At 61.8% G+C, this 25,696-nt stretch carries 24 protein-coding genes; 4 read left to right on the forward strand and 20 right to left on the reverse strand.

The features are described from left to right. Nucleotides 1–62 precede the first annotated feature (62 nt). From KI612_RS15345 to KI612_RS15360, 4 genes are all read right to left on the reverse strand, one after another. On the reverse strand, nucleotides 63–803 hold the full coding sequence (locus tag KI612_RS15345; RefSeq protein WP_226440937.1) for an oxygen-binding di-iron domain-containing protein: 741 nt from the start codon (nucleotides 801–803) through the stop codon (nucleotides 63–65). A 20-nt stretch (nucleotides 804–823) separates the two neighbouring features. Continuing rightward, nucleotides 824–1,444, reverse strand: coding sequence for a chemotaxis protein (locus tag KI612_RS15350; protein WP_226440938.1), 621 nt, complete (start codon nucleotides 1,442–1,444; stop codon nucleotides 824–826). Between the two features lie 88 nt (nucleotides 1,445–1,532). Beyond that, the gene (locus KI612_RS15355; protein ID WP_226440939.1) at nucleotides 1,533–3,281 is read right to left on the reverse strand and encodes a PHA/PHB synthase family protein; all 1,749 of its coding nucleotides are present in this window, start codon (nucleotides 3,279–3,281) and stop codon (nucleotides 1,533–1,535) included. Nucleotides 3,282–3,322: 41 nt separating this feature from the next. Continuing rightward, nucleotides 3,323–4,732, reverse strand: a complete 1,410-nt coding sequence (locus tag KI612_RS15360) for an MBL fold metallo-hydrolase RNA specificity domain-containing protein (protein ID WP_226440940.1) — start codon at nucleotides 4,730–4,732, stop codon at nucleotides 3,323–3,325. Nucleotides 4,733–4,816: 84 nt separating this feature from the next. Here KI612_RS15360 and KI612_RS15365 point away from each other — a divergent pair, with 84 nt between their 5' ends. Together KI612_RS15365 and KI612_RS15370 are read left to right on the forward strand one after the other, a co-directional pair. Next, nucleotides 4,817–5,260: a universal stress protein gene (locus tag KI612_RS15365; protein WP_226440941.1), complete on the forward strand. Its 444-nt coding sequence runs from the start codon at nucleotides 4,817–4,819 to the stop codon at nucleotides 5,258–5,260. A 94-nt stretch (nucleotides 5,261–5,354) separates the two neighbouring features. Further along, nucleotides 5,355–8,444 carry an ATP-binding protein gene (locus KI612_RS15370; RefSeq protein WP_226440942.1) on the forward strand — a complete coding sequence of 1,030 codons (3,090 nt, stop codon included), beginning with the start codon at nucleotides 5,355–5,357 and terminating at the stop codon, nucleotides 8,442–8,444. A gap of 21 nt (nucleotides 8,445–8,465) precedes the next feature. Here the strand turns inward: KI612_RS15370 and KI612_RS15375 are convergent, their stop codons facing one another. The 8 genes from KI612_RS15375 to KI612_RS15410 all read right to left on the reverse strand — a co-directional run bounded on the left by KI612_RS15375 (nucleotide 8,466) and on the right by KI612_RS15410 (nucleotide 15,305). After that, nucleotides 8,466–8,741 carry a hypothetical protein gene (locus KI612_RS15375; protein ID WP_226440943.1) on the reverse strand — a complete coding sequence of 92 codons (276 nt, stop codon included), beginning with the start codon at nucleotides 8,739–8,741 and terminating at the stop codon, nucleotides 8,466–8,468. A 439-nt stretch (nucleotides 8,742–9,180) separates the two neighbouring features. Next, entirely contained in the window at nucleotides 9,181–9,531 is a 351-nt protein-coding gene (locus tag KI612_RS15380; protein WP_226440944.1) for a DUF3147 family protein, read from the reverse strand. A 34-nt stretch (nucleotides 9,532–9,565) separates the two neighbouring features. Continuing rightward, nucleotides 9,566–10,900, reverse strand: a complete 1,335-nt coding sequence (locus KI612_RS15385; protein WP_226440945.1) for an ATP-binding protein — start codon at nucleotides 10,898–10,900, stop codon at nucleotides 9,566–9,568. After that, nucleotides 10,897–11,622 carry a response regulator gene (locus tag KI612_RS15390; protein ID WP_226440946.1) on the reverse strand — a complete coding sequence of 242 codons (726 nt, stop codon included), beginning with the start codon at nucleotides 11,620–11,622 and terminating at the stop codon, nucleotides 10,897–10,899. Before KI612_RS15390 ends, KI612_RS15385 begins: the two co-directional genes overlap by 4 nt. 10 nt (nucleotides 11,623–11,632) lie before the next feature. Continuing rightward, on the reverse strand, nucleotides 11,633–12,391 hold the full coding sequence (locus tag KI612_RS15395) for an ABC transporter ATP-binding protein (RefSeq protein WP_226440947.1): 759 nt from the start codon (nucleotides 12,389–12,391) through the stop codon (nucleotides 11,633–11,635). Nucleotide 12,392: 1 nt separating this feature from the next. Next, a complete protein-coding gene (locus KI612_RS15400; protein ID WP_226440948.1) occupies nucleotides 12,393–13,586 on the reverse strand; it encodes an ABC transporter permease in 1,194 nt (397 codons plus the stop codon). Next, entirely contained in the window at nucleotides 13,583–14,764 is a 1,182-nt protein-coding gene (locus KI612_RS15405; protein ID WP_226440949.1) for an efflux RND transporter periplasmic adaptor subunit, read from the reverse strand. The genes KI612_RS15400 and KI612_RS15405 overlap by 4 nt, the downstream gene beginning before the upstream one ends. Nucleotides 14,765–14,795: 31 nt before the next feature. Then, entirely contained in the window at nucleotides 14,796–15,305 is a 510-nt protein-coding gene (locus KI612_RS15410; RefSeq protein WP_226440950.1) for a cytochrome b, read from the reverse strand. 199 nt (nucleotides 15,306–15,504) lie between these two features. Here KI612_RS15410 and KI612_RS15415 point away from each other — a divergent pair, with 199 nt between their 5' ends. Beyond that, nucleotides 15,505–16,005 (forward strand): Spy/CpxP family protein refolding chaperone, encoded by a 501-nt coding sequence (locus tag KI612_RS15415; RefSeq protein WP_226440951.1) that lies wholly within the window; start codon nucleotides 15,505–15,507, stop codon nucleotides 16,003–16,005. A gap of 498 nt (nucleotides 16,006–16,503) precedes the next feature. Next, nucleotides 16,504–16,701: a hypothetical protein gene (locus tag KI612_RS15420; protein WP_226440952.1), complete on the forward strand. Its 198-nt coding sequence runs from the start codon at nucleotides 16,504–16,506 to the stop codon at nucleotides 16,699–16,701. 51 nt (nucleotides 16,702–16,752) lie between these two features. Here KI612_RS15420 and KI612_RS15425 read toward each other — a convergent pair whose 3' ends face one another. From KI612_RS15425 to KI612_RS15460, 8 genes are all read right to left on the reverse strand, one after another. Next, entirely contained in the window at nucleotides 16,753–17,886 is a 1,134-nt protein-coding gene (locus KI612_RS15425; protein ID WP_226440953.1) for an ABC transporter permease, read from the reverse strand. A gap of 2 nt (nucleotides 17,887–17,888) precedes the next feature. Continuing rightward, complete coding sequence (gene rbbA, locus KI612_RS15430; protein WP_226440954.1) at nucleotides 17,889–20,678, reverse strand: ribosome-associated ATPase/putative transporter RbbA; 2,790 nt, start codon at nucleotides 20,676–20,678, stop codon at nucleotides 17,889–17,891. Nucleotides 20,679–20,684: 6 nt separating this feature from the next. Next, a complete protein-coding gene (locus tag KI612_RS15435; RefSeq protein ID WP_226440955.1) occupies nucleotides 20,685–21,671 on the reverse strand; it encodes an HlyD family secretion protein in 987 nt (328 codons plus the stop codon). 113 nt (nucleotides 21,672–21,784) lie between these two features. Next, nucleotides 21,785–22,309 (reverse strand): hypothetical protein, encoded by a 525-nt coding sequence (locus tag KI612_RS15440; RefSeq protein WP_226440956.1) that lies wholly within the window; start codon nucleotides 22,307–22,309, stop codon nucleotides 21,785–21,787. Next, entirely contained in the window at nucleotides 22,306–22,875 is a 570-nt protein-coding gene (locus KI612_RS15445) for a hydrogenase maturation protease (RefSeq protein WP_226440957.1), read from the reverse strand. The genes KI612_RS15440 and KI612_RS15445 overlap by 4 nt, the downstream gene beginning before the upstream one ends. After that, nucleotides 22,872–24,335: a Ni/Fe hydrogenase subunit alpha gene (locus KI612_RS15450; RefSeq protein ID WP_226440958.1), complete on the reverse strand. Its 1,464-nt coding sequence runs from the start codon at nucleotides 24,333–24,335 to the stop codon at nucleotides 22,872–22,874. Before KI612_RS15450 ends, KI612_RS15445 begins: the two co-directional genes overlap by 4 nt. Nucleotides 24,336–24,348: 13 nt before the next feature. Beyond that, the gene (locus KI612_RS15455; RefSeq protein WP_226440959.1) at nucleotides 24,349–24,900 is read right to left on the reverse strand and encodes an NADH-quinone oxidoreductase subunit B family protein; all 552 of its coding nucleotides are present in this window, start codon (nucleotides 24,898–24,900) and stop codon (nucleotides 24,349–24,351) included. Between the two features lies 1 nt (nucleotide 24,901). Beyond that, nucleotides 24,902–25,696 (reverse strand): 2Fe-2S iron-sulfur cluster-binding protein, encoded by a 795-nt coding sequence (locus tag KI612_RS15460; protein WP_226440960.1) that lies wholly within the window; start codon nucleotides 25,694–25,696, stop codon nucleotides 24,902–24,904.

The raw sequence follows: 25,696 nt of genomic DNA on the forward strand, positions 1-25,696 counted from the left end.
GGGAAGCCCATTGTCCGAACTGGCTTCCCGCAGATCTTTGACTGCGATCAAATCCGCGAAAATCAGGCGCTGACGATACCGACCTGCAACTCGTCAAACCAGTTGATGAAGCGCGCGACATCCGCCCCCTGATAGATCGCGCCGTGCTGCGGACAGAGCATGTCGATGTCCATCTGCGACACCCGTTCGCACCAGCGCCGCTTGGCTTCGTTCGAGCCCATCCAGCGCCGGTGAAAACCTTCGGCATGCCGGATGTGACGGTCGAAATCCTCGACGAACAGACCAGTCTCGCCCGCCGGCAGCAGCGCCGCGCCGACATCGCCGGAAAACATCACCTTGGCGATCTTGTCGTAGAGATTGAAGTTGCCGGAGGAATGCAGGTAATGCGCCGGCACCGCCTGCAGGATCAGGCCTTCGAGCGAGATTTCGGAACCCTGGTCGGGAATCGAGACAAACGTGTCGGCAGTACCGCCGAAGTGCGGGATGAAACTGCTCCACAGCCAGCTGATATGGCAGCGCATGCCCGGATTGAATTCCAGCCAGAGCGCCAGCGACGAGCAGATATCCGGATCCTGGTGCGAAGCGAAGATGCCGGCCAGCGCCGTCGGATCGAACTCGGCGGAAAGCGCCGAAAAGACCGCCGGGAAAATCTCGGCCCCGCCCGGATCAACCAGCAGGCCGCGCCCGCCGTTGGTCACCAGATATTCGTTGGTATCGACGATGTAGTCCGGCTTGGCCGGATCGCGCACGATCGCCACCCACTTGTGATTGCCGTCCTGAAAAATGGTTTTTGTCGTTTTCATTGTTTTCTCCCCCTCCCGCTTCAGTTGCCGGTAAAAAACGCCGAGCGGCGCAGAGCTTCGAGCGAGAGATGGATTTCCTCGACGATGTTGTCGAACTCGCCCGACACCTGTGCCAGGGGCACGGCAAACCCCTGCCCGTAGGCGGCTTCGATTTTGGCCGATTTGGCGAGTACACCGCCCAGCTCGACCATGCGGAAAGCATCTTCCATGGCCAGCTTGAGCTGCCGGCGCAGACTGGCCAGTTGCGCCTCGTGCTTCTCGCTCTTGCCTTGCCGGCGGGCCAGGATGGCGGTCAACGCATCCTGTGGCGCCAATTTGCCGGCATCAATCAACAGGCGTGTGAAGCGCATATCCTGCAGCATCACCGACACCTCGTTGACGCAGGCGTAGACCAGTTTGGTCAGCGTATCCATGCAGGTTCGCAGATCCTGCGAGAAAACCCGGAACTCATTGGAAAGCACGCCAAAACCGCGCGCTGAAGTCCCCGCCCGCTTGGCAAGGAAAATGGCGTTGAGCGCCATGATGTTGATCTTGAAGGAAACCCCGACGACCCGCTTGATCTCTTCATTGATGCGGACGATGCGCAACAGGTCGTCACCCGCCTGCGGCCCTTGCTCGATTGTCGTCGGAAAATTCGTCATTGCAGGCACCATGGGGGTTTCCAGCCAGCGGCTACTGTATCAATTCAGGCCGCTGGTGGATAGCCCACACTGCTGCAGGGGGATGGTGCTATTTCTCCAGCACGTAGGTACCGGGTGCGTCGGCCAGCGCCGGGAACTTGCGGTTGACGACCGGATAGGCGTCGACCAGATTGCCGGTACGCTCGCCCAGCCACTGCGTCCAGTCTTCCCACCAGGTGCCTGGCCGCTTCTCGGCACGTTCCTGCCAGTGTTCCCAGTGCTCGTTGCGTTCCGGCTCGGCGATCCAGTAGGCGCGCTTCGGCGGATTGGCCGGCGGATTGACGATGCCGAGAATGTGGCCGGAAGTCGACAACACAAAGCGCACCGGCGCCTTGACGTTGACGTACTTGCGAATGCGGTAGCACTGCTTCCACGGTGCGATGTGGTCGTCCTCCGCGGTCACCGCGTAGAGCGGCTGGACGATGCGGTCGAGATCGATGCTTTCACCGGCGATGGTCAACTTGTCGCGCTTGATAAGGTTGTTTTCGAGATACATCTCGTGCAGGTAATAGGAATGCATGGCCTGCGGCATGCGCGTCGAATCGACGTTCCAGAACAATACGTCGAACGGCGGCAGCTTCTCGCCAAGCAGGTAGCTGTTCACCCAGTAGGACCAGATCAGGCTGTTCGAACGCAGCAGGCGGAAGGAGGTCGCCATCTCGTTACCGTCGAGATAACCCTTTTTCGCCATCGACTCTTCGAGTGCCCCGATGCAGGCCTCATCGATGAAGACATCGATGTCACCCGGATGCGAGAAATCGGTCAGCGTCGTAAACAGCGTCCAGTGCGCAACCGGCACCTTGTCGGCACCAAAACGCTTGTTGGCCCAGGCCATGTAGGTCGACACCAGCGTACCGCCGATGCAGTAACCGACCAGATGCACCTGCGGCACCTTGCAGAATTCGCAGGCAACGCGCACCGCTTCATTGACGCCTTCGAGCAGGTAATCATCGAGACGGACATCGGCCAGTTCGGGGCCGGGATTCTTCCAGCTCGTGATGAACACCGAGAAGCCCTGATCGGTCAGATATTTGACCAGACTCTTCTTGGGGTTCAGGTCGAGGATGTAGAACTTGTTGATCCACGGCGTCGTGATGACGATGGGCATCGCCCGCACCTTGTCGGTGGTCGGCGCGTAGTGGATCAGTTCGACCAGGCGGTTGCGGAAAACCACCTTGCCCGGCGTCGTCGCCAGATCCTTGCCGACCGTGAAGGCATCGGGCTCGACCATCTGGATGTTCTTGGCCTTGGCATCGCGCTGGAAATTCTCCCAGCCCAGCTTCAGGCTTTCGCCATTGGTTTCGACGCAACGCTGCATCGCCACCGGATTCAGCCAGAAGAAATTGGTCGGCGCCACCATGTTCAGCCATTCGCGCAACCAGAACGCAGCACGGCGCCGCTCCTTGTCGGACATGCCCGGCGTCTCGAAATACATGTCCTGCAACCGGTGGGTGAACGCCAGGTACCACTCCTTGATAATGTCCCAGGAGGCCGACTCGGTCCACAACGGATTGGCAAAACGGGCATCATCGCCGTGCGGCGTAACCACGTCGGTCGAAGACTGGCCCATGGCGCGCCGCGTAACGTGCGCCTGCAACGCGAAAAGATCGCCGGACAAGGCGTTGACCGCCCGCGTCAGCTCCTGCGGATGCATCATCCAGGCCATCTGGGCGTTGAGCAGGGAAGTCGTGACGCCATAGGGATCGAAAGCGTTGCTGACCGCCTTGCCGACCGACTCGAGGGGACTCAGGCTGCTGATATCGACACTGTTGTGACATGAGGACGAATTACCGGACATGGTGCTTACCTCTTCCTGAATGCTTAATGACTAGAGAGTCATCATATTACGACGAACTCGCCGGGCTGTGGCAGATGCACCTCCGGCCAGCCCAGTTTTTCTTCGATGGCGGCCGCCAGGGCGGTGCTGGCTCCGGCTTCGCCATGCACGACGAAGGTCTTGCCCGGCGGCGCGCGAAAGCCGCCCAGCCAGCCCAGCAAGGCACCCTGATCGGCATGCGCCGACAAGCCGCCGACGGTGTAGATGCGCGCCCGCACCGGCACCGGCTGACCGAAGATATGGACCAGGCGAGCCCCGTCGACCAGGCGCCGACCCAGCGTGCCAGCGGCCTGGAAGCCGGTGATAAGGATGCTGCATTCGCTGCGCGGCAGGTTTTCACGCAGGTGATACTTGATTCGTCCGGCTTCGCACATGCCGCTCGCTGAAACGATCACCGCCCCCTGGCGGACGTCGTTGAGCGCCTTCGACGCCTCGACATCGCCGACGAACTGGATGCGCATCTTGTTCGGATGCCCTTCCTGCCAGGCAATCAGTTCGCGCGTTTCCGGATCAAGCAGATCCTGATGCGCCATGGTGATCTGCGTCGCCTTGCTCGCCATCGGCGAATCGACATAGACCTTGAGCGGCGCCAGGCGCTTGCGGCGGATCAGGTCAGCCAACATGTAGAGCAGCTCCTGCGTGCGCCCGACGGCAAAGGCGGGAATGATCAGGTTGCCGTGCGCGGCACGGGTGCGCTCGAAGGCCTCGACAATTTCATCTTCGGTTTCCTGCAGCGAACGATGCGAACGATTGCCGTAGGTCGACTCGACGAGCAGGACATCGGCAACCAGCGGCTGTTCCGGATCGCACAACACCGGCCGGTCGGGCATGCCAAGATCGCCGGAGAAAACCAGGCGGCGTGGCCGGCCTTCACCACTGACCGTAACCTCAAGCAATGCCGAACCGAGAATGTGGCCGGCATCGCGAAAGCGGACCGAAACGTTTTCTGCCGGATTGAAGCTTTCGCCATAGTTGACCGGTTTCAATTGCTCGAGCACGGCCTGCGCCTGCATCACCGAATAGAGCGGCGCCGGAATGCCGCGCTCGGTCGCACCGCGCCGGTGCCGATGGCGCAGTTGCCACTCGGCTTCCTTTTCCTGGATATGGGCGCTGTCCGGCAAGAGCACTTCGAGCAGATCGATACTGGCCGGTGTCGTGTAGATCGGCCCCTTGAAACCGAGCATGGCCAGGCGCGGCAGCAGGCCGGAATGATCGATGTGGGCATGCGTGAGAAGCACGAAATCGATGTCGCGCACATCAAAGCCGAAGTTCAGGGCCCGCAGGTTCTTGCTGCGCGCCTCCGGACCGCCCTGGAACATGCCGCAATCGACGAGAAAACGCGTATCTCCCGCCTCCAGGAGATAGCAGGAACCGGTCACTTCACCGGCGGCACCCAAGAAACCGAGTCGCATGTTTTATTTCCTCCTGACTTGGCGTAGCATGAACCTCAACCAGGCTGAATGCAACGCTGGCACTACGTTTCAGGAGATAGACCCATGTTCAAGCACATTCTCGTTCCCACTGATGGTTCCGAACTTTCCCGCGCCACGGCCGCCCGAGCCGTGTCCTTTGCCGGCGAAACCGGCGCCCGCGTCACCATCTTCTTCGCCAAGCCGGAATACCCGATCGCCTACTTCGGCGAAGGCGCCCTGATCGACCCGACCACGCCGGAAAAATTCGCCGAACTGGCCGAACAGCAGGCTGCCGAATATCTCGGCGAAGTCCAGAAGCTGTGCGCCGATGCCGGCGTCGAATGCAGCACGGTTTCCGCCACCAGCGACATTCCCTACGAAGCGATCATCTCGGCCGCCGAAACCGCCGGCTGCGATCTGATCTTCATGGCGTCGCACGGTCGACGCGGCATCAGCGGCTTTTTGCTGGGCAGCGAAACCAACAAGGTCCTGACCCATTCCAAGATCCCGGTACTGGTGTACCGCTAGGCCACTCCGTCGCGCAGCAAGTCGCCATCCCCTCGCGCCGGTCTTGCCCTGGCAATGACCGGCTTTCGGCTGTTCTCGTACCAAAGCCATCGACATGGGCGCCCCTGAAACTGTTTCCGCCTTTCGCTTCCAGCGCCAGATACTGCTTCCGGTCGGTCTCGTGCTGCTGGTATTGGTCGTCGTGTTCGCGCAACTTTTCAGCAGGCACCTGCAGCGGCAGGAAATGCAGGCGACCGAAGCCAGTGCCCAGCTCGTACGCACCGCATGGGAAAACATGCAGGTCGACAGCACACGGCAACTGGCCTGGTTTACCGACGAGGCGGCACGCGACAAGACCCTGATTGCCGCCATGCAGCGTGGCGACCGCGCTGCCCTGCTCGCCGCAACACAGGACAAGCTGCAGCAGTTGCGCCAGGAATTCGGCATCAGCCACTGGTATTTCATTGCGCCGGATGGCCACATCCTGTTGCGCGTGCACGAACCGGCAGTGGCCGGCGACCTGGTCAAGCGCAAGACCTTCCGCGAGGCATCAAGCAACGACCAGCCGGCCAGCGGCCTCGAACTCGGCATGACCGCCACCTACACGCTGCGCCACGTCAAACCCTGGCATGTCGACGGCGAACTGATCGGCTACATCGAAATGGGCACCGAGGTGGACTGGTTCGCCAACATGATTCACAAGCTGCTCAAGCTTGAAGTCATGACCGCCGTGCACAAGGCACAGACCAGTGAAAAAGCCTTCCAGACCGGCAAGCATGCCCTGGGCTTCAGCGGCGAGTGGAATGCCTACCCTGAGTTCGCCGTGCTCAACCAGAGCCTGGACAAGATCCCGGCCGGCCTGATCGCACCGTGGGAGCAGGCCGTCGCCGGTCACGACCCGGGCGTTGTCGAGATCAGGGATGCCGACAAAATCTGGCTGAGCCGCATCCTGACCCTGGAAGATTACAACCAGCAACCGGTGGTTTCCATCGCCATCCTGCGCGACGTCAGCAGCAGCCGGCAAGCCAGCCGCCAACAGTTGCTGTTGCTGGTAATTGGTTCCAGCCTGCTCGCCGCCCTGCTCTTTCTTGCCCTGTCGCGACGCCTGCAGCGCGTCGAAAACCGCCTGCTCGAAGCGCATGCGTCGCTGGCCGCCGATGAACAACGCTTTCACGATATTTTCTCGACCAGCGCCGGCTGGTGGTTCTGGGAAATGGATGCGGAACTGCGCTTCTCATTCTTTTCGGACAGCGCCAAGGCCATACTCGGCATCGATACCGGCAAGATACTGGGCAAGACGCGCCGGGACATCCTCGCATCGGTCGACCCGCGCGATCTGGCCGAAATGGATCGCCACATTGCCGAACTTGAAGCCCATCGGCCCTTCCACCAGTTCGAGTACCGCATGCAACGCGCGGATGGTGCCCTGTGCTGGCTCAGCCTGAGCGGTGTTCCGGTCTTTGACCGGCACGGCAACTTCGCCGGCTACCGCGGCGCGGCGTCGGACATCACGGAAAAGAAACGGCATGAAGAAGACGAGCACGACGCTCGCGAAGGTGCCGAAACCAAATTTGCCATCGCCAGCATCCTGCAGGACACGGCGCGCCCGCTGCACGAGCGCTTCAACGAATCGCTCGCTGCCATTTTTGCGATGCGCGGCCTGAGCGTCGAAAAAAAGGGCGGCGTCTTCCTGCGCCAGCAGGATGCGGAGCAACTCAGCCTATGCACCTCGCTTGGCACCTTCTCGCCCGAATTTCTTGCCGGCGAACAACACGTACCGCTGGGGCACTGCCTGTGCGGACGGGCTGCCGAATCGGGCGAGATCATCATCTCAGATGGCAACCAGAGCGACCCGGCACACGAAAACAGCTGGCCGCCAGCCGGCAACCACGGCCATTACATCGTACCTCTGCAGCTGGCCCAGGAATGCCTCGGCGTCCTGTTCCTCTACACCCTACCCAACCCGCCACACTCGGCAGTACGCCTGGATACGCTGCGCCAGATCGGCCAGCTCTTCGCGCTGGCGATTGCCAATGACCGCACTCTGGCTGCCCGCAAGGAGGCATCCGAGCGGGCCGAAGCGGCAAGCCGGGCCAAGAGCGAGTTTCTTGCCAACATGAGTCACGAAATCCGCACGCCGATGAACGGCGTGATCGGCATGACCGACCTGCTGCTCGACACCGCGCTCGATCCCGAACAGAAGGAATATGCCCAGATCGTCCGCAACAGCGCCGGTTCGCTGCTGACCATCATCAACGACATTCTCGATTTCTCGAAAATCGAAGCCGGCAAGCTCGACATCGAGCACATCGATTTCAATCTCGAGGAAATGCTGGCCCAGACCTGCCTGCTGCCCGGCATCAAGGCCAGGGAAAAAGGCCTGCAATTCATTTACGTGCCGCAAGCCGGCCTGCCCGGGCGGCTGCGCGGCGATGCCGGCCGTATCCGCCAGGTGCTGACCAACCTGCTCGGCAATGCGATCAAATTCACCAGCTTCGGCTCGGTCCGGCTGCGGGTCGCTTCGCTCGGCCGCAGCAATGACAGGATTCGTCTGCGCTTTACGGTCCACGATACCGGCATCGGCATTTCCAGGGAGCAGATTGGCGAATTGTTCACCCCGTTCTCGCAGGCCGACAACTCGACAACCCGCCGCTTTGGCGGCACCGGGCTTGGCCTCTCGATTTCGAAGCAACTGGTCGAACTGATGCACGGCGAAATCGGCGTCAACAGCAAGCCGGGCAAAGGCTCGAGCTTCTGGTTCGAACTGCCGCTGGAAATCAGCGCCCAGGCAGTCAGCGAGACGGCTGTTGTCGATGAAGACCTGCCGCCGCAACGCATCCTGCTGGTCGAAGACAACCTGGTGAACCAGAAAGTCGCCGAAGGCATCCTCTCCCGCCTCGGCCATCTCGTCGAAGTCGTCGGCAATGGCCAACTGGCGCTCGAAGCCCTCGGACGCAGCAACTACGACCTGGTCTTGATGGATTGCCAGATGCCGGTCATGGACGGCTTCACCGCCACCCAGCGCCTGCGCACCTCAAGCACGGTCATCAACCCGGCCATTCCGGTCATCGCGATGACCGCCCATGCCATGCAGGGCGACCGCGAACAATGCCTCGCCGCCGGCATGAACGACTACATCGCCAAGCCGATCAGCGAAAAGGAAATCCGCGCCGCCCTGGCACGAGCCATGGCCGGCATGCACTGAGCACACGCCGACCTTGGCCGGTCACGCTGACATGCCAGGCTGCAGCAGCGCCATCACTTCGGGCTGGACACGCTCGAGTTCGGCGAGGACATCCTCAGGCACCCGGTCGTTCTCGACGAAGTTTTCAGCGTCGGTTGCCGAAGAGCGCGGCGCGGCATCCTCAAGGAGAAAATCGAACTCCTTGTCCAGACTGATCGTAAACAACCAGTCGGTCTTTCCATCCAGATTGATGCGAACGACCACATCCCGATAGTCCGCTGCGTCATTGGCAACAGCAACCTGAGTCTTCTTGGCCATGATGGCATCCTCCCGCCCGATGGGCATAGCGTGAGAACCGAGTTTACCCGAGCCCGGCGGAAACGATTGTGACCAGGCGAAATCGGCTTTAGGAGCCGATGGTCAGCAATGTTCCGGGACGTCGTCCGAATAGCAGCTTGACTGTGCAGATTCAACCAGTGAAAGCTGCCGGTGGTCTTCAAAATACAAATGGCCGGCGCTGGTGACAGACCGGCCATTTGTATTTGAGAGCGGTAACTGTTTGCCTGCGTCGGGTAAGGCCTTGCCACAAAAAAAGTGATTTCGACGATTGCCTTCCCTCTACCCCCAAAAGCCTACAGCTAATCAAAAGAGCGACATCGTTGTCATCACTTACGTCATCACGAACTCTAAATAGAAACTTGAGAAGAAGTTCTGACTCCAGCAAACAATGGTCGGCTACCCTTTGCGGGCATACTCTCTACAGACCAACACCTATTCGGCGGAGCAGCGGTAGCAATAACAGGTAACAACCGGTGGTTGCAGTAACTGACAGCCCAAGACTTAACCAGAAATCAATGCCATGTTTCAGAAGTACCGGAAGAAGTAGGAATAACAACAGCGATGGAATGACCAACCAGAAAACTTGACTGGATAGTTCGGCAATTTCGAGCGGTCTCGCTCCTTCGACGTAGAGCCAGACGAACGCAAGCAGCGAAGTTAGCGGTAACGATGCTAACAATGCGGCAAAACCTGATGATCGTTTCGCAACTTCCGATATGGCAACGATGATCAGGGCTGAAACAATGATTTTTGTGGCGTAATAGGACATGGCCTCGGAAGTTTAGCCCCAACATCTAGCAGGATCACTCACCAGATGGCTTTGGATACCCACTGGTATTCCCCTGGGGCAAGGAGAATATTGCCCGCAAGCCTCCGCCTGAACGATTTTCCAAAACGACATCCCCACCGTGACCCCGGGCAATCTGTCTGACGATGGCCAGCCCCAATCCCACACCGCCCGTTTCACGACTGCGTGACGACTCCAGTCGATAAAAAGGCTCGAAAACCCGCTCCAGTTCACTCCCTGGCAGTCCAGGACCAGCGTCGTCGATAGTGATCCGCAAGTATCCGCCGTCCTGAACCGCCTCGACACTTACCTCGCTTCCGTACTTCAATCCGTTGTCAATCAGGTTGCCAATGGCGCGGCGCAAGGCCTGCGGTCGACCTTCCAGGCGCAAAGATTCCGGCGCTTGCAGGCGAATGCTCTCGCCGATGTCGGCGTAGTCGTCCACCATGCTTTCCAGCAATGCGGTCAGGTCCAGGCGCTGGATGGCTTCATCGACCGCTTTGCCGTGAAGAAAATCGAGTGCGCTGCCAAGCATGCCTTGCATTTCGTCCAGGTCGTGGACAAATCGCTCGCGAAGATTGGGGTCTTCAAGCATTTCACTGCGCAAACGCAAGCGCGTTACCGGAGTTTTCAGATCGTGAGAAACGGCGGCCAGAAAACGCTCCCTTTCTTCGATGCTGCTCCGGATGTGCTGTTGCATGGAATTGAATGCCTGCGCCGCAGCGCGAACTTCCAGCGGACCGCTCTCTGGCAACGGTGGACTCTTCAGATCATCGCCCAGGGCACGCGCCGCCTTGGCCAGATCCGTCAGAGGTCGTACGGTCATGCGAACAGCAAGCCAGACCAGGATGAAGATCAAGAGCAACATCAGGCCAAGCGTCATGAAGTGATGCAGGGGTAAGTCGATGATTTCCTGGGGGGCTTGCCCGCGAATGCGCAGCCAGTCACCCGCGCTCAGTTTCAGGTAGAGATCGAAAGAGAATACCCCTGGCCGGGGAGTGACCACGGGTTTCAAAGTGACCGTCAAGCCCAGCGCCTCGCGGACTCGGCGCAGGAACTCGTTTTCCACACCATCATTTTCCGGCGTGATTGGCGAGCTGGATTCAATGCTCAGTTGCTGGCGCGGGGAACTGAGCAATTGGGCAAGTCGCGGGTGCTCCAGGGCTGGCTGGCTATCGATGGCGCGATACACCGCCGCGACACGCTGGGCGAACTCGGCATTGATCGTCGTGCCGATCATCCGCTGGCGCTCGGCCATGTTCATGGCGGCGCCAATCAGTTGTGCCAGGATGAGTCCGCCGGCCATCAGGAGTATGAGACGGCCGAACAGGGAGCGCGGCAGCAATCTCACGCCTCGCTCTCCACCGATGCCGCCAGCACATAGCCTTCGCCGCGCACGGTCTTGATCAGCACCGGTTCCCGGCTGTCATCGCGCAGACGCTTGCGCAGCCGGCCGACCAGCACATCGATGCTACGATCGAACAGAATGGCCTCGCGGCCATTGGCCAGTTCCAGCAACTGCTCGCGGGCCAGCACGCGCTGTGGGTGATCGAGAAAGACCCGTAGCAGACGATATTCCGCACCCGAGAGCGGCACCACCAGTCCATCCGCAGCGGTGACATTGCGTGTCACCACATCGAGTGTCCAGCCGGCGAAGCGCAGGGAGTGCGCCTTGTCGGTTTCCATATTGGGTGGCAGTGCCTGGGCACGGCGCACGATGCTCTTGATCCGGGCGAGCAGTTCGCGCGGGTTGAAGGGTTTGGCGAGGTAGTCGTCGGCACCCATTTCCAGGCCGATGATGCGATCCACTTCATCGCCGCGTGCGGTCAGCATCAGGACGGGCAGGTTGGTCTTGCTGCGCAATTCACGGCACAGCGTCAAACCGTCTTCGCCCGGCAGCATCAGGTCGAGAATGACCAGATCAATGCGGTTGGCCTCCAGCACACGGCGCATGGCCTTGCCATCGCCGACCGCAGTGACGCGGTAGTCGGCCTGTTCCAGATAGTCGGTCAGCAGATGGCGGATTTCCTTGTCGTCGTCGACGATCAGCAAATGTTCTCGATTGGCACTCATGGCAAATAGACTACCTGATCTTTATTCCGGTTTCTTCGGGGATTTCACGACCTTCGCCGGCCTCTTCTTCGGTGCGCCCATCGCGGATGTGATAGATGCGCTTGAAGGTCGGGATGATTTTTTCGTCATGGGTGACAACGATGATCGCCGCGCCGTAGCGTTGCGCCATCTGGTTGAGGATGCGCATGACGGCGAGGGCGCGGGTTGAATCGAGCGGCGCGGTTGGCTCATCGGCCAGGATAACCGGCGGCTGATTGACCAGCGAACGGGCAATTGCGACGCGTTGCTGTTCGCCGCCGGAGAGCATGTTGACTCGCACGTCGGCGCGGTGGCCGACATCGAGCGCCTCAATCAGTTCACGCGCCCGAAGCCGGGCTTCGTTGTTAGGCACGCCGGCCAGCATGGGCAACAGCGCCACGTTGTCAGTGACATCGAGAAAGGGAATCAGGTAAGGCGCCTGAAAGATAAAGCCAATGCGATCACGGCGCAGGGCGCGCAGGTCCTTGATCTGCCAGCCGCCGGTCTTGCCGTCGAAAATGCTTTCGCCGCCCAGTTCAATCTGGCCGTCGGTCGGTTCGATCACCGCACCCAGACACTTGAGCAGCGTGCTCTTGCCGGAACCGCTGGGGCCGACCAGACCAACCACTTCGCCACGCTGGATAGTCATATCGACGCCACGCAGGGCGTGCACCGCCGTGCTGCCGCTGCCGTAGGTTTTGGTCAGGCCGCTGAGGCGAATGGCAGCGGAGTCGTTGTTGTTTGTCGTCATCTCAACCACCAATCGCATCGGCAGGATCGACACGCAAGGCAGCGCGAATTGCCAGCACACTGGCCAACGAGCAAACCACCAGCGTGACGATCAGTCCACGCACGGCATCGCCCGATTCAAGCAGCACGGTCTTGGGGAAAAACGGCGCCCATAAGGTGGCGGACACCTGCCCTACGGTGTAACCGATCAAGCCGAGGGCGATGGCTTGTTGCAGGATCATCATGGCAATGCTGCTGTCGCGGGCGCCGATCAGTTTGAGGACGGCAATTTCGCGCTGCTTGTTGAGAGTCATGGTGTAGATGATGAAAGCGACGATGGCGGCGCTGACGATGGCGAGAATGACGAGGAACATGCCGATCTGCTTGGCCGACGTGGCAATCAGCTTGGCAACGAGGATGTCTTCCATATCGGCACGCGTCCAGGCGGTGAGATGCTTCCAGCGGCCGATCTCAGCCTTGACTTCATCGGCCGGGTAGCCGGGAACGAGGCGGATCAGCACGGCATTGACGTTGTGGCTGGTGGCCTGGCTGGCCAGCACGGCATCGAGCAGGCCGGGCACGCCTGGGCGATTGAGCGCTGGGTTGGCGGCGGTGCGGGCGCGCTCGGCGACCAGGCTGTCGTTATCCTTGAGAAACTGGACTTCCTGCGCATCCTTGAGCGGGATGAACAGCATCGGGTCGCCGGAGGACGATTTGGCGTTGCGCGTGAGACCCACCACGCGGTAATCATGACGGCGAATGTTGACGTTATCGCCGACGCTCAAGCCGGTTGCCTGATCGGCCACGGCTTCGTAATGACTGTTGAGCAAGGGGCGTCCGCTGACGATTTGCGCCGGTTCGCCCAGCGCGCCAGGTTCGATACCGGCCAACATGACGCGCACGTCCTGACCTTTAACCGGCACCTGCATGGTCAGGTAAGCGACGTTGGCGGCTTCAGCAACGCCGGGTAAAACGGCGAGGGTACGATAGAGGTCATCGCGAATCGACGAGGGTTCAGCCCATGGACCCAGGGTATCTTTTTGCACCACCCAAAGGTCTGCCCCCGAGGCGGCAATGACCGCCTTGCCGTCCGACACCATGCCGCGATAAACGCCGGCCATGGTCAACGTGACGCCGATCAGCAGCCCGAGGCCGATGCCGGTGAACACGAAACGCCCGAGATGATGGCCAATGTCGCGGCCAGCAAGATTGATCATGGGCGCGCTCCAGCATCACTACTGACGCGCAAACGGTCGCCCTCAAGCAGTGGCTTGGATTTTTGCGTCACCACTTGCGCGCCCTCAGCAATCCCATCGAGGATTTCAACCGCATTTTCGGTGTGAATTCCGACGTTGACCGTAACAAACCGGGCGCGTCCATCTTCCACCGTAAATACCCCGGTTTGCCCGTTCTGCCTGACCAAGGCAGCCGGCGGCAGGGTCAGGGCATTGCTGCGTGCCGGCAAGGTGAGCGTGACTTCGGCCATTTCGTTGAGCGTCAGGCCCACGGGCGGCTGATCGAAAGCCACCATGACCAGACGCTCCTCGGTCACTGCATCGGACAACTGCTCGATGCGCGCCAGTTTGCCGCTGAAACGCTCACCCGGACGGCTGCGCAGCTTGATATTGGCCGGCAGGCCAAGCGCCAGGCCGGCCGAGCGCCCTTGATCGATACGCACACGCAGCCAGAGGGAGTCTTTTTCGGCCAGACGCAACACCGCTTGCCCGGCCACCGCCGTACTGCCCGGTTCAACATCGCGAGAAATCACCAGCCCGGCCACCGGTGCAATAAGTCGGGTATTGGCCAACTGCTTTTCCAAGGCTGCGGCTTCCGCATTCAGGCGGGCGGCATCGGCGTTGGAAACGCCAATATTGGCCAGACTGGCCTGCAATGCGGCGTCCGCAGCACGGGCTTCGTGCCCCTTGCTGCGCTCGGCTTCGGTGCTGACAAAACCGCGCTCGCGCAGCGCGGCATACCGCCTAGCGCTGGCGTCGGCCGTCGCCTTGCGGCTCTCCGCTTCCTGCGCCTGCGCCTGACTGGCAGCGATGGAGGATTTGGCACGCAGCATGGACTGGCGGCTGGCGCGCAGGCGTTCGTGCAGATCGACCGGGTCCATCTCGGCGAGCAGCGTGCCGGCCTCGACCTGGGCGCCTTGTTCGACATGAACTTTGGCGACCCGCCCGGCAACTGTCGGGCCGACGAGAATGTTACGCCGTGCTTCGACGACGCCGATCCCGAACAGCGTCGGTTTCAGTTCGCCGCGCACGACTCTGGCCGTGCTGACCTGAACGGCACCCGGGCCACCGCCGCGCAGCATCATGACGGCGATGCCGGCAATGAGAACGAGCGCCACCAGAGCAATGGTCTGTTTGCGACCAACAGAAAACTTTTTCATCAAGGCGCCCGCTATTGAAGGAGATTGCGGTTTATCGGCTACCCAAACGCATCCGTGACAGCAGCCCGTCCTTGACGATGAACTGGTGCCATAACGCGGCAAGGATGTGCAATGCAATCAGGCCCATGGCCAGACGGGAAGCCAGTCCATGAATCTTGCGAGGGGTGAATTGTTTAAAGTCTTCCGGCAAAACGCCGCTGCCGATGACCGCATCAAACGTACCGCTTTGCAGGCTGAGCATGACGCCGCTGAATACCAGCAGAAGAATGATCAGATTGAGGGCCATGTGTCCGGCCAGAGCCAGCTTGTGGCCGGCAAGGGCAGGCGGTGCCGGGAAGCGGCGGCGCATGATGATGCGGCTGATGACGAGCAGCCCGGCCAGTCCCCCAAGCAACATGTGAATGCGCAAGTTGCCGATTTTGGCAGCGGTATTTGGCAAATCAGCCAGCACCAGCGTGCCTGTAACGAGCAGGAAGGCGATCAGCGCAGCAGCCAGCCAGTGAATGGCGACCTGGGGCTTGGTGTAACGAAAGGCTTGCATGGAAATCTCCCGAAAGTTGGTGTGAGCCTATTTTCGGGATTGCCTGGCGGGCTGTCCTGGGGACTTGGTAACACAGTGTGTCAAATCCGGTGTTGTCACTGTGGCTTACCAAAAGCCCCCTTTCCGGACATAACTGGCTTACATCTGGCGCTCAGACTTCGTCTTGCCATGTGGCAATTACTTATCGCAGGAGACTTCCATGAAAAACTCTATTCGCAATCTGATTCTTGCCGGTGTGACCGGTGTTTCCCTGATCTCCGCCTCCGTCGCGTTGGCCGGTGGCCCCGGCGGTTGCGGTGGTGGCAATTTTGGCCCGGGTTACTCGAATCACGGCCCGGGCATGATGATGGGGCATGGCTGGGGTGGCCCGCGCCATGGCGCTTTCTCACCCGAGGAAATGGCCGGCAATCAACTGGAATGGCTCAAAAAAACTCTGAAGCTGCAACCGGATCAGGAAAAACCTTGGAATGCATTTTCGGCTGCAGTGGAAACCCAGGCCAAACGGATGGGCGAGATGTATGACGAGAACCCCGGTGCCGCCAAAACGATGCCCGAGCGTATGGACCTGGCCAGCAAATTCGCCAAGGAACGTGAACATAGCTTTGACGAGGTCAGCAAGGCCATGAAGGGTTTGTATGAGGTGCTGACACCCGATCAACGCAAGGTGCTGGACCGTCGCGGGCCCTGGATGCGGGGTTGAGTTCTTTTGATGGGTTTTGGCCCAGGAATGCTTGAGTGGTGCGTTCCTGGGCGTGCCATGGCTTATCGTATGGTTGCCCAGCTATTTCAAAACGCTGATGTGAGTTCCGCGTATGTCAGCAATGAGGTCCCTGTTGTGGTCTGGAAAGAACTGTTCCGACTTCACTTTGGGCCGGGTGCCGTCCTGCGTCGATGATGCAAGTGACCATTGACTCCCATCCGCGGCGGAGTGACAGGTAACTGGGGCTTTGCCGCCCGAGTCTGACCGCAGAACCAAGATCCGCCAAGGCCGACACCCCGCCAATCTCTTATCACATTTTACGACCGCCCCCCTTATACCAGCCCCAATGCCATGACCGCCGTCTCTGGTCACAGTCCCCTCCTCCAGCAAACCGCAACACAAAAAACTTCCCTCCCCACAACAACGGAACTTCCCGGCTCAAACTCAGTCAATTTTTTTGCAGGCAGTCTGCATATCCCCAACCCTGGAGTACCCAACATGGCCAAACCCGCAACAGGTATCTGGAAATCCGGCAGCGGTTTCCCCGAAGTCACGGTTCGTGCAGTCAAGGAATACACCGATGCCGAGGGCTATTTCCTCGCAGCGGTCGACATTGCCGGGGAGCCGGAAAGCATTGAGCTTGATCCCGAGGAATGGGACATCTTCGTCAAGGCCAACGCGCTCACGCCGGCCTGAGCGCAACTTGTTCGAGGATATGGGGAGGACAGGCAAGCTGTCCTCCCTTTTTCATACCTGCGTCTGCGTCACCGATTTGCGGAAGCGGAACAGCGCCAGGTTGAAGAAGGCCGCGCCCACGCCGGTCATGGCCAGCAGATCCTGCCAGATGACCGAGAAGCCGGCGCCGCGATACAGAATGCCCTGCGCCAGACGCACGAAATAGGTGGTCGGCGCCGCCAGCATGATGTCCTGCACCAGTTGCGGCATGCTCTCGCGCGGCGTGACACCGCCGGACAGCATCAGCAGCGGGATGATGCAGAGAATGATCAGCAGGCCGAACTGCGGCATCGAGCGGGCCAGCGTGCTGAGGAAGATGCCGATCGAGGCCGCGGCGAACAGGTAGCAGGTCGCCGCCGCCAGGAAAAGCGGCACCGAACCGGCAATCGGCACCTTGAGCACCATCTGTACCATGACGATCAGCCCGAAGCTGGCGCCGAGCAGCACCGCGAGGCCGTTCGCCCAGATCTTGGCGAGCATGATCTCGAAAGGCGTCAGCGGCATCACCAGCAGGTGTTCGAGGGTGCCGTGCTCGCGCTCGCGGATGAAGGCGGCGCCGACCAGGATGATGGTCAGCATGGTGACGTTGTTGATCACTTCCATGACGCCGCCGAACCAGACGCCGGTCAGGTTCGGGTTGAAGCGCACCCGGGTGCTCAGCGTGATCGGGGTCTGCGTGCTGTTGCGGGTGCCGGTCAGGTATTCGTTGACCTCGCCAAGCGCGATGCTCTTGATGTAGGTCGAGCCGATGAAGGCCTGGCTCATGATGGTCGCGTCGATATTGAGCTGCACGTCCGGCTTGCGGCCGGCCTGCACGTCGCGCTGGAAATTGGCCGGGATGATCAGCGTGAAGTTGTAGCGCCCGGAATCCATGCCCTGGTCGAGTTCGGCCAGGGTCGCCTGGTACGGTGGACTGAAATAAGGCGGGTAAAACGCATCGACGATGCGCCGCGACAAGGGCGACTGGTCTTCATCGACCACCGCCACCGGCGCGTTGCGCAACTCCAGCGAAGCGCCGGTCGCCGCCGTGTAGATGGCGCCGGAGAAGGCCCAGGCGATCAGAATCAGCAGCACCTTGTCGGCGCCCAGGCTTTTCAGCTCCTTCAAGCCGAGGCGGTAGATGTTGCTCCAGGTGACCCAGCGCATGGCTATTTCTCCTGCTTTCTGAGCAGCGCCACCGAAAGCAGCGTCAGCGCCGGAATGAAACAGGCCAGGCCGATGAATTGCGGCACCAGGTCGGCAAAGCCGAGCGCCTTGGTGAAGGTACCGCGACTGATGATCAGGAAGTAGCTGGCCGGGAAGAACTGGCCGATCCAGTAGCTGGCGCCCTGCAGCGCCGCCACCGGCGTGGTCAGCCCGGAAAAGCTGACGGTGGGCAGGATGGTCAGGATCGCGGTGCCGAACAGCGCGGCAATCTGCGTGCTGGTGAAGGTCGAGATGAGCAGGCCGAAGCCGGTGGTCGTGATGACGTAAAGGAAGGCGCCGCAGGCAAGGGCAAGCAGACTGCCCTTGATCGGCACATGGAACATCAGCTGCGACTGGATGATCAGCAGCACGAAGCTGATCAGCGCGACGACGATGTAGGGCAACTGCTTGCCGAGCAGGAATTCGAGGCGCGTCACCGGCGTCACATAGAGATTGGTGATCGAGCCGAGTTCCTTCTCGCGCACGACGCCGAGCGCCATCAGGATGGCCGGGATGAAGATCAGCAGGATCGGGATCACCGCCGGCACCATCGCGAAGATGCTCTTGAAATCCTGGTTGTAGCGGTAGCGCGCCACGATATTGGCCGGATAGCCGCTGCTGACGCCGGTTTTCTCGCGGATGACCTGCTGCACGTAATCGAGGTGCAGGCCCTGCACGTAACCGCGCACCGTTTCGCCGCGATACGGCATGGCGCCGTCGATCCAGACGCCGACTTCCGGCCAGTGGCTGCGTCGCAGGTCGCGCCCGAAATGAACGGGAATATCGACCGCCAGCGCCAGTTCACCGTTTTTCATGCGGCTATCGAGTTCGGCATCGTCGAGGATGGCCGGCTGCTCGATGAAATAGCGCGAGCCGGCAATGTTCTGGATATAGGCGCGGCTCTCCGGCGACTGGTCGCGGTCGAGCACGGCGAAGCGCAGACCCTCGACGTCGAGCGAGATGCCAAAGCCGAGCACGCTCATCAGCAGGACCGAGCCGAGCAGCGCGAACGCCAGGCGGATCGGGTCGCGGCGCAGCTCCAGCGCTTCGCGGTAGGCATAGCCGAGCAGACGGCGCAGGCTGAAGAAGCTCGTTGCGGCGGCCGAACGCGGCGCGGGCTCGTTGGCTGGCGCGCTGGCGATGGCGGCCGGAGCCGGACGGTCGACCGCCGTTTTTGCCTGTTTTTCCGGGTTGACCGCTGCGCTCGCTTCTTCCAGGTAACTGATGAAGGCCTCTTCCAGCGTCGCCTTGCCGCGCTGCTCGCACAGCGCCGCCGGCGTGTCGCTGGCCAGCACCTTGCCGGCATGCATCAGCGAGATACGGTCGCAACGCGCCGCCTCATTCATGAAATGCGTCGAAATGAAGATGGTGACGCCCTGTTGCCGGGACAGTTCGACCAGCAGCTCCCAGAACTCGTCGCGCGCGATCGGATCGACGCCGGAGGTCGGCTCGTCGAGGATCAGCAGCTTCGGTTCATGCACCACGGCGACGGCGAGCGACAGGCGCTGGCGGATGCCGAGCGGCAGTTCGGCAGCGGCCTGGTCGGCGTAGATATCCAGCCCGAAACGCTGCATCAGCTCGGCAATGCGCGGGGCGCGCCGGGCGTCGGGCAGATGGAAGAGACGGGCGTGCAGGTCGAGATTGGCGCGCACGGTCAACTCGCCGTAGAGCGAAAAACCCTGCGACATGTAGCCGACCTGCTTGCGCGTTTCCAGGTCACGCGCATCGACCGTGCGTCCGAACAGTTTCGCCTCGCCCTCGGTCGGCGGCAGCAGACCGGTCAACATCTTCATGGTCGTCGTCTTGCCGCAGCCGTTCGAACCGAGGAAGCCGAAAATCTCGCCCGGCGCGATCTTGAAGCTGACCCGGTCGACCGCCGTAAAATCGCCAAAACGCTGCGACAGCCCGTCCGCCTCGATGGCAAAACTGCCGTCGTCGGCCGGCCGCGGCGGGATGACCAGTTCGTGGTGGGTCTGCCGGCGCGCTTCCGGCAGCAACTGGATGAAGGCGCCATCGAGCGTCGTCTGCCCGGTCTGCGCCAGCAGTTCGGCCGGCGTGCCGGCGCCGATCACGCGGCCGGCATCCATCGCCACCAGCCAGTCGAAACGCTGGGCTTCTTCCATGTAGGCGGTGGCGACCAGCACGCTCATGCCCGGCCGGCGCGCCCGGATGGAATCGATCAGCTCCCAGAACTGGCGCCGCGACAAGGGATCGACGCCGGTCGTCGGCTCGTCGAGGATGAGCAGGTCGGGATCGTGGATCAGCGCGCAACACAGGCCGAGCTTCTGCTTCATGCCGCCCGACAGCTTGGCCGCCGGGCGTTCACGAAATGGCGTCAGGCCGGTGCTTTCGAGTAGTTCGGCAATGCGCGTGGCGCGTTCTTTTTTGCCCTGGCCGAACAGTCGACCGAAGAAATCGACATTCTCGAAGACCGACAGCGTCGGGTAGAGATTCTTGCCCAGGCCCTGCGGCATGTAGGCGATGCGCGGCTGCACCGAAGCGCGGAAACGCCGCTCGCCGATGTCGCCGCCCAGCACCTCGACCTTGCCCGCCTGGATCTGGCGGGCGCCGGAAACCAGGGCGAGCAGCGAGGACTTGCCGACGCCGTCCGGCCCGATCAGGCCGACCATGCAACCGGCCGGCAACGCAACATCGACGTTATCGAGGGCGACCGCGCTGGCATAGCGCTGGCTGACCGCGCTCAGGCGAACGACGGCAGAGCCGGCGGCGGGCGGCGTGACGGCCGCATTCATCGCAGCCTACTTTCCGCTACCCGGCAGTTCGGCCGGCCAGGGCTGGCTGGCATCGATCCGCACATAGCCGATGCCCGGCATGCCGGCCTTGGCCAGGTCGCGATGCGTCGCCAGCCAGGCCGGATCGGCCTTGAGCTTGATGCGGAACATCAGCTTTTCGCGTTCGCTGCTGGTTTCGACTTCGCGCGGCGTGAATTGGGCCTTCGGCGCAACAAAACTGACCGTCGCCGGTATCGGCTGGCCGGGCAGCGCATCGAGCAGGATGCGCGCTTCGCTGTTCAAGGCCACCTGCCCGGCTTTCGCGGTCGGCAGATAGATGGTCATGTACATGTCGGTCAGGTCGAGCAGGGTCAGCGCCTTGCCGCCCGCGGCCAGCACTTCGCCCGGCTCGGCCAGACGGTAGAGGACGCGGCCGCTGATCGGCGCCTTGAGCGCCGTATCGTCGACATTGACCTTGAGGCTCTCGGCTTTGGCCACCGCCGCAGCGACGGCCGCATCGGCTTCGGCAACCCGGCTTCTGGCCTGGGAAAGACCGGCCCGCGCGCCCTGCACGCCGGTCACATCCTTGTCCAGCGTGGCGCCGGACAGAAAGCCGCGTGCCACCAGCTCCTGCGAGCGTTGCAGGGTCTTGCCGGCGAGCTTCGCATCGCTGGCCGACTTTTCCACCCCGGCCTGAGTTTCATTGACCGCCTGCCTGGCCTGCAATGCCTGCGCTTCGGCGGCACGCAACTGGGCCTGCAGGTCGGCCGCATCAATGCGCCCGACGACGCTACCCGCCTCGACCATGTCGCCCTCGCGCGGCGTCAGAAGGCTCAGCCGGCCGGCAATCTTGGTGGCGACATCAACCTCGATCGCTTCCAGACGGCCGTTGCCACTCGCCAGACCGGGCGGCAAGCCAGTCGGGCGCTGTTGATAGAGGTAGAAGGCGGCGGCAGCGGTCAACACTGCGAGAAGGGCAAAAACCAGAATTTTGCCAAGACGAGAACGGTTCATGTGGCACCCGATCGGTTACTGACCAGACGGTCATTAGTTGTTCCGATTATAGGCGCGTGACCTCGCAGGGAGAAGGCTTTTCGCCGAAAAAACCGTCCCGGAACCAGTCGCGATCAGCGACTGCAGTAAGGCGAAATATTGCTCCGCCCCTGCAGTTCCGGGCGCTGGTAGGTGGTGCGGACGATGCCGGTACGGCCATCGAACAGGACGTCAAAGCGGGCCAACCGGTTCCAGTCGTCGCAGAACAGCCATTCCCAGACCAGTTCGTCGCGCGCCTCGAAATAAGCCGTCCATCCCGGGTTGGAGGGGCCGAGCAGGCGCAGGATGTCCTGCTGGTCATGCTTGCCGGGCTGGATGCGCGCGAAATGCGGCATGTCGAGGACGTTCTCGATGCGGATCAGACGCCCGTCCGGCGCGAAAAACGCCATGAAGGTATGCACGCCGGCCGGCCCGCGCGGAAAAGCGAGTTGCCGGCTGCCATCGGCATCCTGCCAGCGCAGCGCCGGCGGCCCCATGCTGGCGACCACATCATCGATGGTCGCAACGCCCGGCTGCAAGCCGCGCCCGGCATAACCGGCACAGGCGGCAAGCAACAAAGAAACGAGAAGAAGACAGGTCCGGCGGAGCGTGGTGATCAAGGGGCGGGTGATGGGCTGGCGGTCGACGCTGCCATTCTGGCAGAAACCGCCGCCATGTTGCCGCCTGTTTCCGCCCGCGCCGACCAGGCGGACACTTGCGGCTCCCGGCACAGTTCGCAGAGCAAGGCAAAAGCCGCCTCGACATGCGCCAGCGCTGCGGTGCCCGGCTCGGCGCCGAGTGCGAACTGCTCGCCACGCACGCACAGCACGAAAGACGGCGGCGGCTCGCCGCCTTCGACCTGGCGATAGACCTGCAACACCGATTCCGGCGGCAGGGCATGCGAGGTGTGCATGATGCCTTCGGCGGCCGCAACCGGACTGAAGATGTAGGGCCCCGGCGTGTTGTCGCCGGCATCGATGAACAGAGCCAGGCGCCGGCCTTTCAGATCGAGCGCGTGCTCAATCTGCAGCTGGAAGTCTTCATAAAGATCGAACTCGCCGGCCAGACCTTGATTTTCGAGCCATTCACTCAGTCGACCGTAAAGCAGTGGCCCGATCGCATCATCGCCGCGGCTGGGATTGCCGATGGCGATGACGACGACCGGTGGGACAGCGGCGAGACTCATCCCTTGCTCAGCGAGCTGATCACCTGCCCGGCCGGATCGACCAGCTCGACGGTCATCGGCATCTTGCCCAGCGCATGCGTCGCGCAGGACAGACAGGGATCGTAAGCACGGATGGCGCACTCGATGTGATTGAGCAGGCCTTCGGTGATCACCCGCCCGTCGAGATACTGGCGCGCAACGGTGCGGACCGCCTCGTTCATCGCCTGGTTGTTGTTGGTCGTGGACACGATCAGGTTGCAGTAGGTGACCAGATCGTCGTCATCGACGCGGTAATGGTGGAACAGCGTGCCGCGCGGCGCCTCGATGACGCCGACCGCTTCGTGCCGGCGCGGTCCCTTGTCGGCCATCAGGTCGAGACCGAGAATCTCGGGATCGTTGAGCAGGTCGCGAATCATTTCGGCGGCATGCACGACTTCGATCAGGCGCGCCCAGTGATACATCAGGGTGCCATGCACCGGCTTGCCGCCGCCGAGCGCCATCATCGCCTGGCGTTCAGCCTCGGCGAGCGGCGTGGACAGGAAGCTGGCGGCCTGCACCCGGCCGAGCGGGCCGACCTTGTACCAGCCGTTTTCTGCCCCCAGGCTCTTGATGTGCGGGAACTTCATGTAGCTCCACGGCTTGATCTCTTCCTCCAGCACCTGCTGGTAGGTGGCGTAATCGACCTGGTCGAAAATGGTGCCGCCATCGGCGTCGACCGCACGCAGCGCGCCATGGTAGAAATCGAGCGCGCCATCGGGCCGGACCAGGCCCATCATGTTCGAACGGAACTCGCCGAAGACGTTGTAGAAGCCGGGATTGGTCTCGTGCAACTGCTTGACCATATGCACGGCGCCGAGCGACCAGGCGATCATCTGCTCGATGTCCTTGGCCATTTCGTCGCGTTCGGCCAGGCTCAGCGCCTTGTTCATGCCGCCGGGGATGGCGCCGGTGCCATGCACGCGCTTGCCGGCGACGTGACGGATCACTTCCTGGCCATATTTGCGCAGCAGCACGCCCTGCTTGGCGATTTCCGGATGATCGAGGGCGACGCCGACGATGTTGCGCCGGGTGAAGTCGCTGTCGAAGCCGAGCAAGATGTCGGGCGAGGCGAGATGGAAGAAATGCACGGCGTGCGACTGCACCATCTGGCCGTAATGCATCAGGCGGCGCAGCTTTTCGGCCGTCGGCGTGAGTGGACCGTAGCCGGCGATCTGGTCCATCGCCTTGACTGCGGCGAGCTGGTGGCTGACCGGGCAGATGCCGCACAGGCGCTGCACGGTGACCGGCACTTCCCAGTACGGACGGCCTTCGATGAAGGTTTCAAAGCCGCGGAACTCGACGATGTGCAGGCGCACCTGATGCACCTTGTTGTTTTCGTCGAGCAGCAGCGTCACTTTGCCGTGACCTTCAACCCGCGTTACCGGGTCGATCGCTATCCGGCGCAGGTTTTCGGGATGGGCAGCGGTTTCCAGAGCAAACATGGGGACTCCGATTTCAGTCAAATTTGAGCAGCGGGTGCTCGATCCGGGGCGTGCGCCCGGTCAGCAGGTCGGTCAGGAACTTCCAGATGGTGTCGCCGGAGGGCGGACAACCGGGCAGGAAGTAATCGACACGGACGATTTCATTGATCGGGTAGACCTTGTCGAGCAGCAGCGGCAGTTCCGGATCGTTCGGCACCTGCACCACGCCGTCGGCGTTGCGATAGACCTGGGTCAGGCACTTGTTGACATCGACGTTGTTGCGCTGCGCCGGCAGGCCGCCATTGACGGCGCAGGCACCGAGGGCGACCAGCACCTTGCAGTTCGCGCGCAACTCGCGCAGCACGTGGACATTCTCGGCATTGCAGACGCCGCCTTCGACCAGGCCGATGTCGCACGGCCCGCAATGTTTGATGTCGGTGATCGGCGAGCGGTCGAACTCGACCAGATGCGCCAGTTCCAGCAGGCGCTCGTCGATGTCGAGCAGGGACATGTGGCAGCCGAAGCAGCCGGACAGCGAGGTCGTCGCCACCCGCAGCTTGCGCGGCAATTGATGCGGGGCATTCATATCAGACACCCTCCTTTTCCGGCATTTTCGGGGCGTCGACCGCCACCGGCTTGATCGGGATGTGACGGCGGGCCAGGTATTCGACCTGGTGGCCGATGGTCGCGTCGTCGAACTGGCGCTGGCCGATCGGCACGCTGTAGCCGATGCGCTTGTGCAGAATGGCACCGACCGGGCAGATCTGCGCCGCCGCGTCATCGGCGGTCAGGGCGCTGTCCTTGAGCAGGCCGGTCGGCGAATTGACGACGACCTGCGAGTCGGCTCCGCGCCCGGCGAGCATGAAAACGTTCTTGCCGTCGATGTCGCGGCTGGCACGCACACAGAGTTCGCACATGATGCAGCGGTTGAGATCGAGCCAGATGTCCGGATGCGAGGCATCGACCGTGCGCTTCGGGAAAAAGTGCCGGAAGTGCGGTGCAACCATTTCGAGATCGTAGGCCAGCGCCTGCAACTGGCAGTTGCCGCTCTTCTCGCAGCCCGGGCAGAAATGATCGCCCTCGACAAAGAGCATCTGCAGGAGCACGCGGCGCCGGTCGTTGAGGGCCGGCGTGTCATTCTCGACTTCCAGACCGGGCAAGGCCTTGGCCGTGCAGGCCGAGCCGTTGCGGCCGTTGACCGTCACCGTACACAACTTGCAGCTGCCGTGCGGCTTGAGATCGGGGTGATGACACAGGTGCGGGATATAGACCCCGGCCTCGAGTGCCGCCTGCAGGATGGTCTGGCCGGGTTTGAAGGGAATGCGCCGACCGTCGATCGAGAACATGTTGGCGCTGTCGAATCCGCTGTTGTAATCGCTCAT

This window comes from Quatrionicoccus australiensis, assembly GCF_020510525.1.
In the GTDB taxonomy this organism is placed as follows: domain Bacteria; phylum Pseudomonadota; class Gammaproteobacteria; order Burkholderiales; family Rhodocyclaceae; genus Azonexus; species Azonexus australiensis_B.

Excerpts from the sequence above, each read along its gene's own strand:
- KI612_RS15345 (WP_226440937.1), bottom strand. The coding sequence starts at position 803 with ATGAAAACGACAAAAACCATTTTTCAGGACGGCAATCACAAGTGGGTG.
- KI612_RS15350 (WP_226440938.1), bottom strand. The coding sequence starts at position 1,444 with ATGACGAATTTTCCGACGACAATCGAGCAAGGGCCGCAGGCGGGTGAC.
- KI612_RS15355 (WP_226440939.1), bottom strand. The coding sequence starts at position 3,281 with ATGTCCGGTAATTCGTCCTCATGTCACAACAGTGTCGATATCAGCAGC.
- KI612_RS15360 (WP_226440940.1), bottom strand. The coding sequence starts at position 4,732 with ATGCGACTCGGTTTCTTGGGTGCCGCCGGTGAAGTGACCGGTTCCTGC.
- KI612_RS15365 (WP_226440941.1), top strand. The coding sequence starts at position 4,817 with ATGTTCAAGCACATTCTCGTTCCCACTGATGGTTCCGAACTTTCCCGC.
- KI612_RS15370 (WP_226440942.1), top strand. The coding sequence starts at position 5,355 with ATGGGCGCCCCTGAAACTGTTTCCGCCTTTCGCTTCCAGCGCCAGATA.
- KI612_RS15375 (WP_226440943.1), bottom strand. The coding sequence starts at position 8,741 with ATGGCCAAGAAGACTCAGGTTGCTGTTGCCAATGACGCAGCGGACTAT.
- KI612_RS15380 (WP_226440944.1), bottom strand. The coding sequence starts at position 9,531 with ATGTCCTATTACGCCACAAAAATCATTGTTTCAGCCCTGATCATCGTT.
- KI612_RS15390 (WP_226440946.1), bottom strand. The coding sequence starts at position 11,622 with ATGAGTGCCAATCGAGAACATTTGCTGATCGTCGACGACGACAAGGAA.
- KI612_RS15395 (WP_226440947.1), bottom strand. The coding sequence starts at position 12,391 with ATGACGACAAACAACAACGACTCCGCTGCCATTCGCCTCAGCGGCCTG.
- KI612_RS15400 (WP_226440948.1), bottom strand. The coding sequence starts at position 13,586 with ATGATCAATCTTGCTGGCCGCGACATTGGCCATCATCTCGGGCGTTTC.
- KI612_RS15405 (WP_226440949.1), bottom strand. The coding sequence starts at position 14,764 with ATGAAAAAGTTTTCTGTTGGTCGCAAACAGACCATTGCTCTGGTGGCG.
- KI612_RS15410 (WP_226440950.1), bottom strand. The coding sequence starts at position 15,305 with ATGCAAGCCTTTCGTTACACCAAGCCCCAGGTCGCCATTCACTGGCTG.
- KI612_RS15415 (WP_226440951.1), top strand. The coding sequence starts at position 15,505 with ATGAAAAACTCTATTCGCAATCTGATTCTTGCCGGTGTGACCGGTGTT.
- KI612_RS15420 (WP_226440952.1), top strand. The coding sequence starts at position 16,504 with ATGGCCAAACCCGCAACAGGTATCTGGAAATCCGGCAGCGGTTTCCCC.
- KI612_RS15425 (WP_226440953.1), bottom strand. The coding sequence starts at position 17,886 with ATGCGCTGGGTCACCTGGAGCAACATCTACCGCCTCGGCTTGAAGGAG.
- rbbA (WP_226440954.1), bottom strand. The coding sequence starts at position 20,678 with ATGAATGCGGCCGTCACGCCGCCCGCCGCCGGCTCTGCCGTCGTTCGC.
- KI612_RS15435 (WP_226440955.1), bottom strand. The coding sequence starts at position 21,671 with ATGAACCGTTCTCGTCTTGGCAAAATTCTGGTTTTTGCCCTTCTCGCA.
- KI612_RS15445 (WP_226440957.1), bottom strand. The coding sequence starts at position 22,875 with ATGAGTCTCGCCGCTGTCCCACCGGTCGTCGTCATCGCCATCGGCAAT.
- KI612_RS15450 (WP_226440958.1), bottom strand. The coding sequence starts at position 24,335 with ATGTTTGCTCTGGAAACCGCTGCCCATCCCGAAAACCTGCGCCGGATA.
- KI612_RS15455 (WP_226440959.1), bottom strand. The coding sequence starts at position 24,900 with ATGAATGCCCCGCATCAATTGCCGCGCAAGCTGCGGGTGGCGACGACC.
- KI612_RS15460 (WP_226440960.1), bottom strand. The coding sequence starts at position 25,696 with ATGAGCGATTACAACAGCGGATTCGACAGCGCCAACATGTTCTCGATC.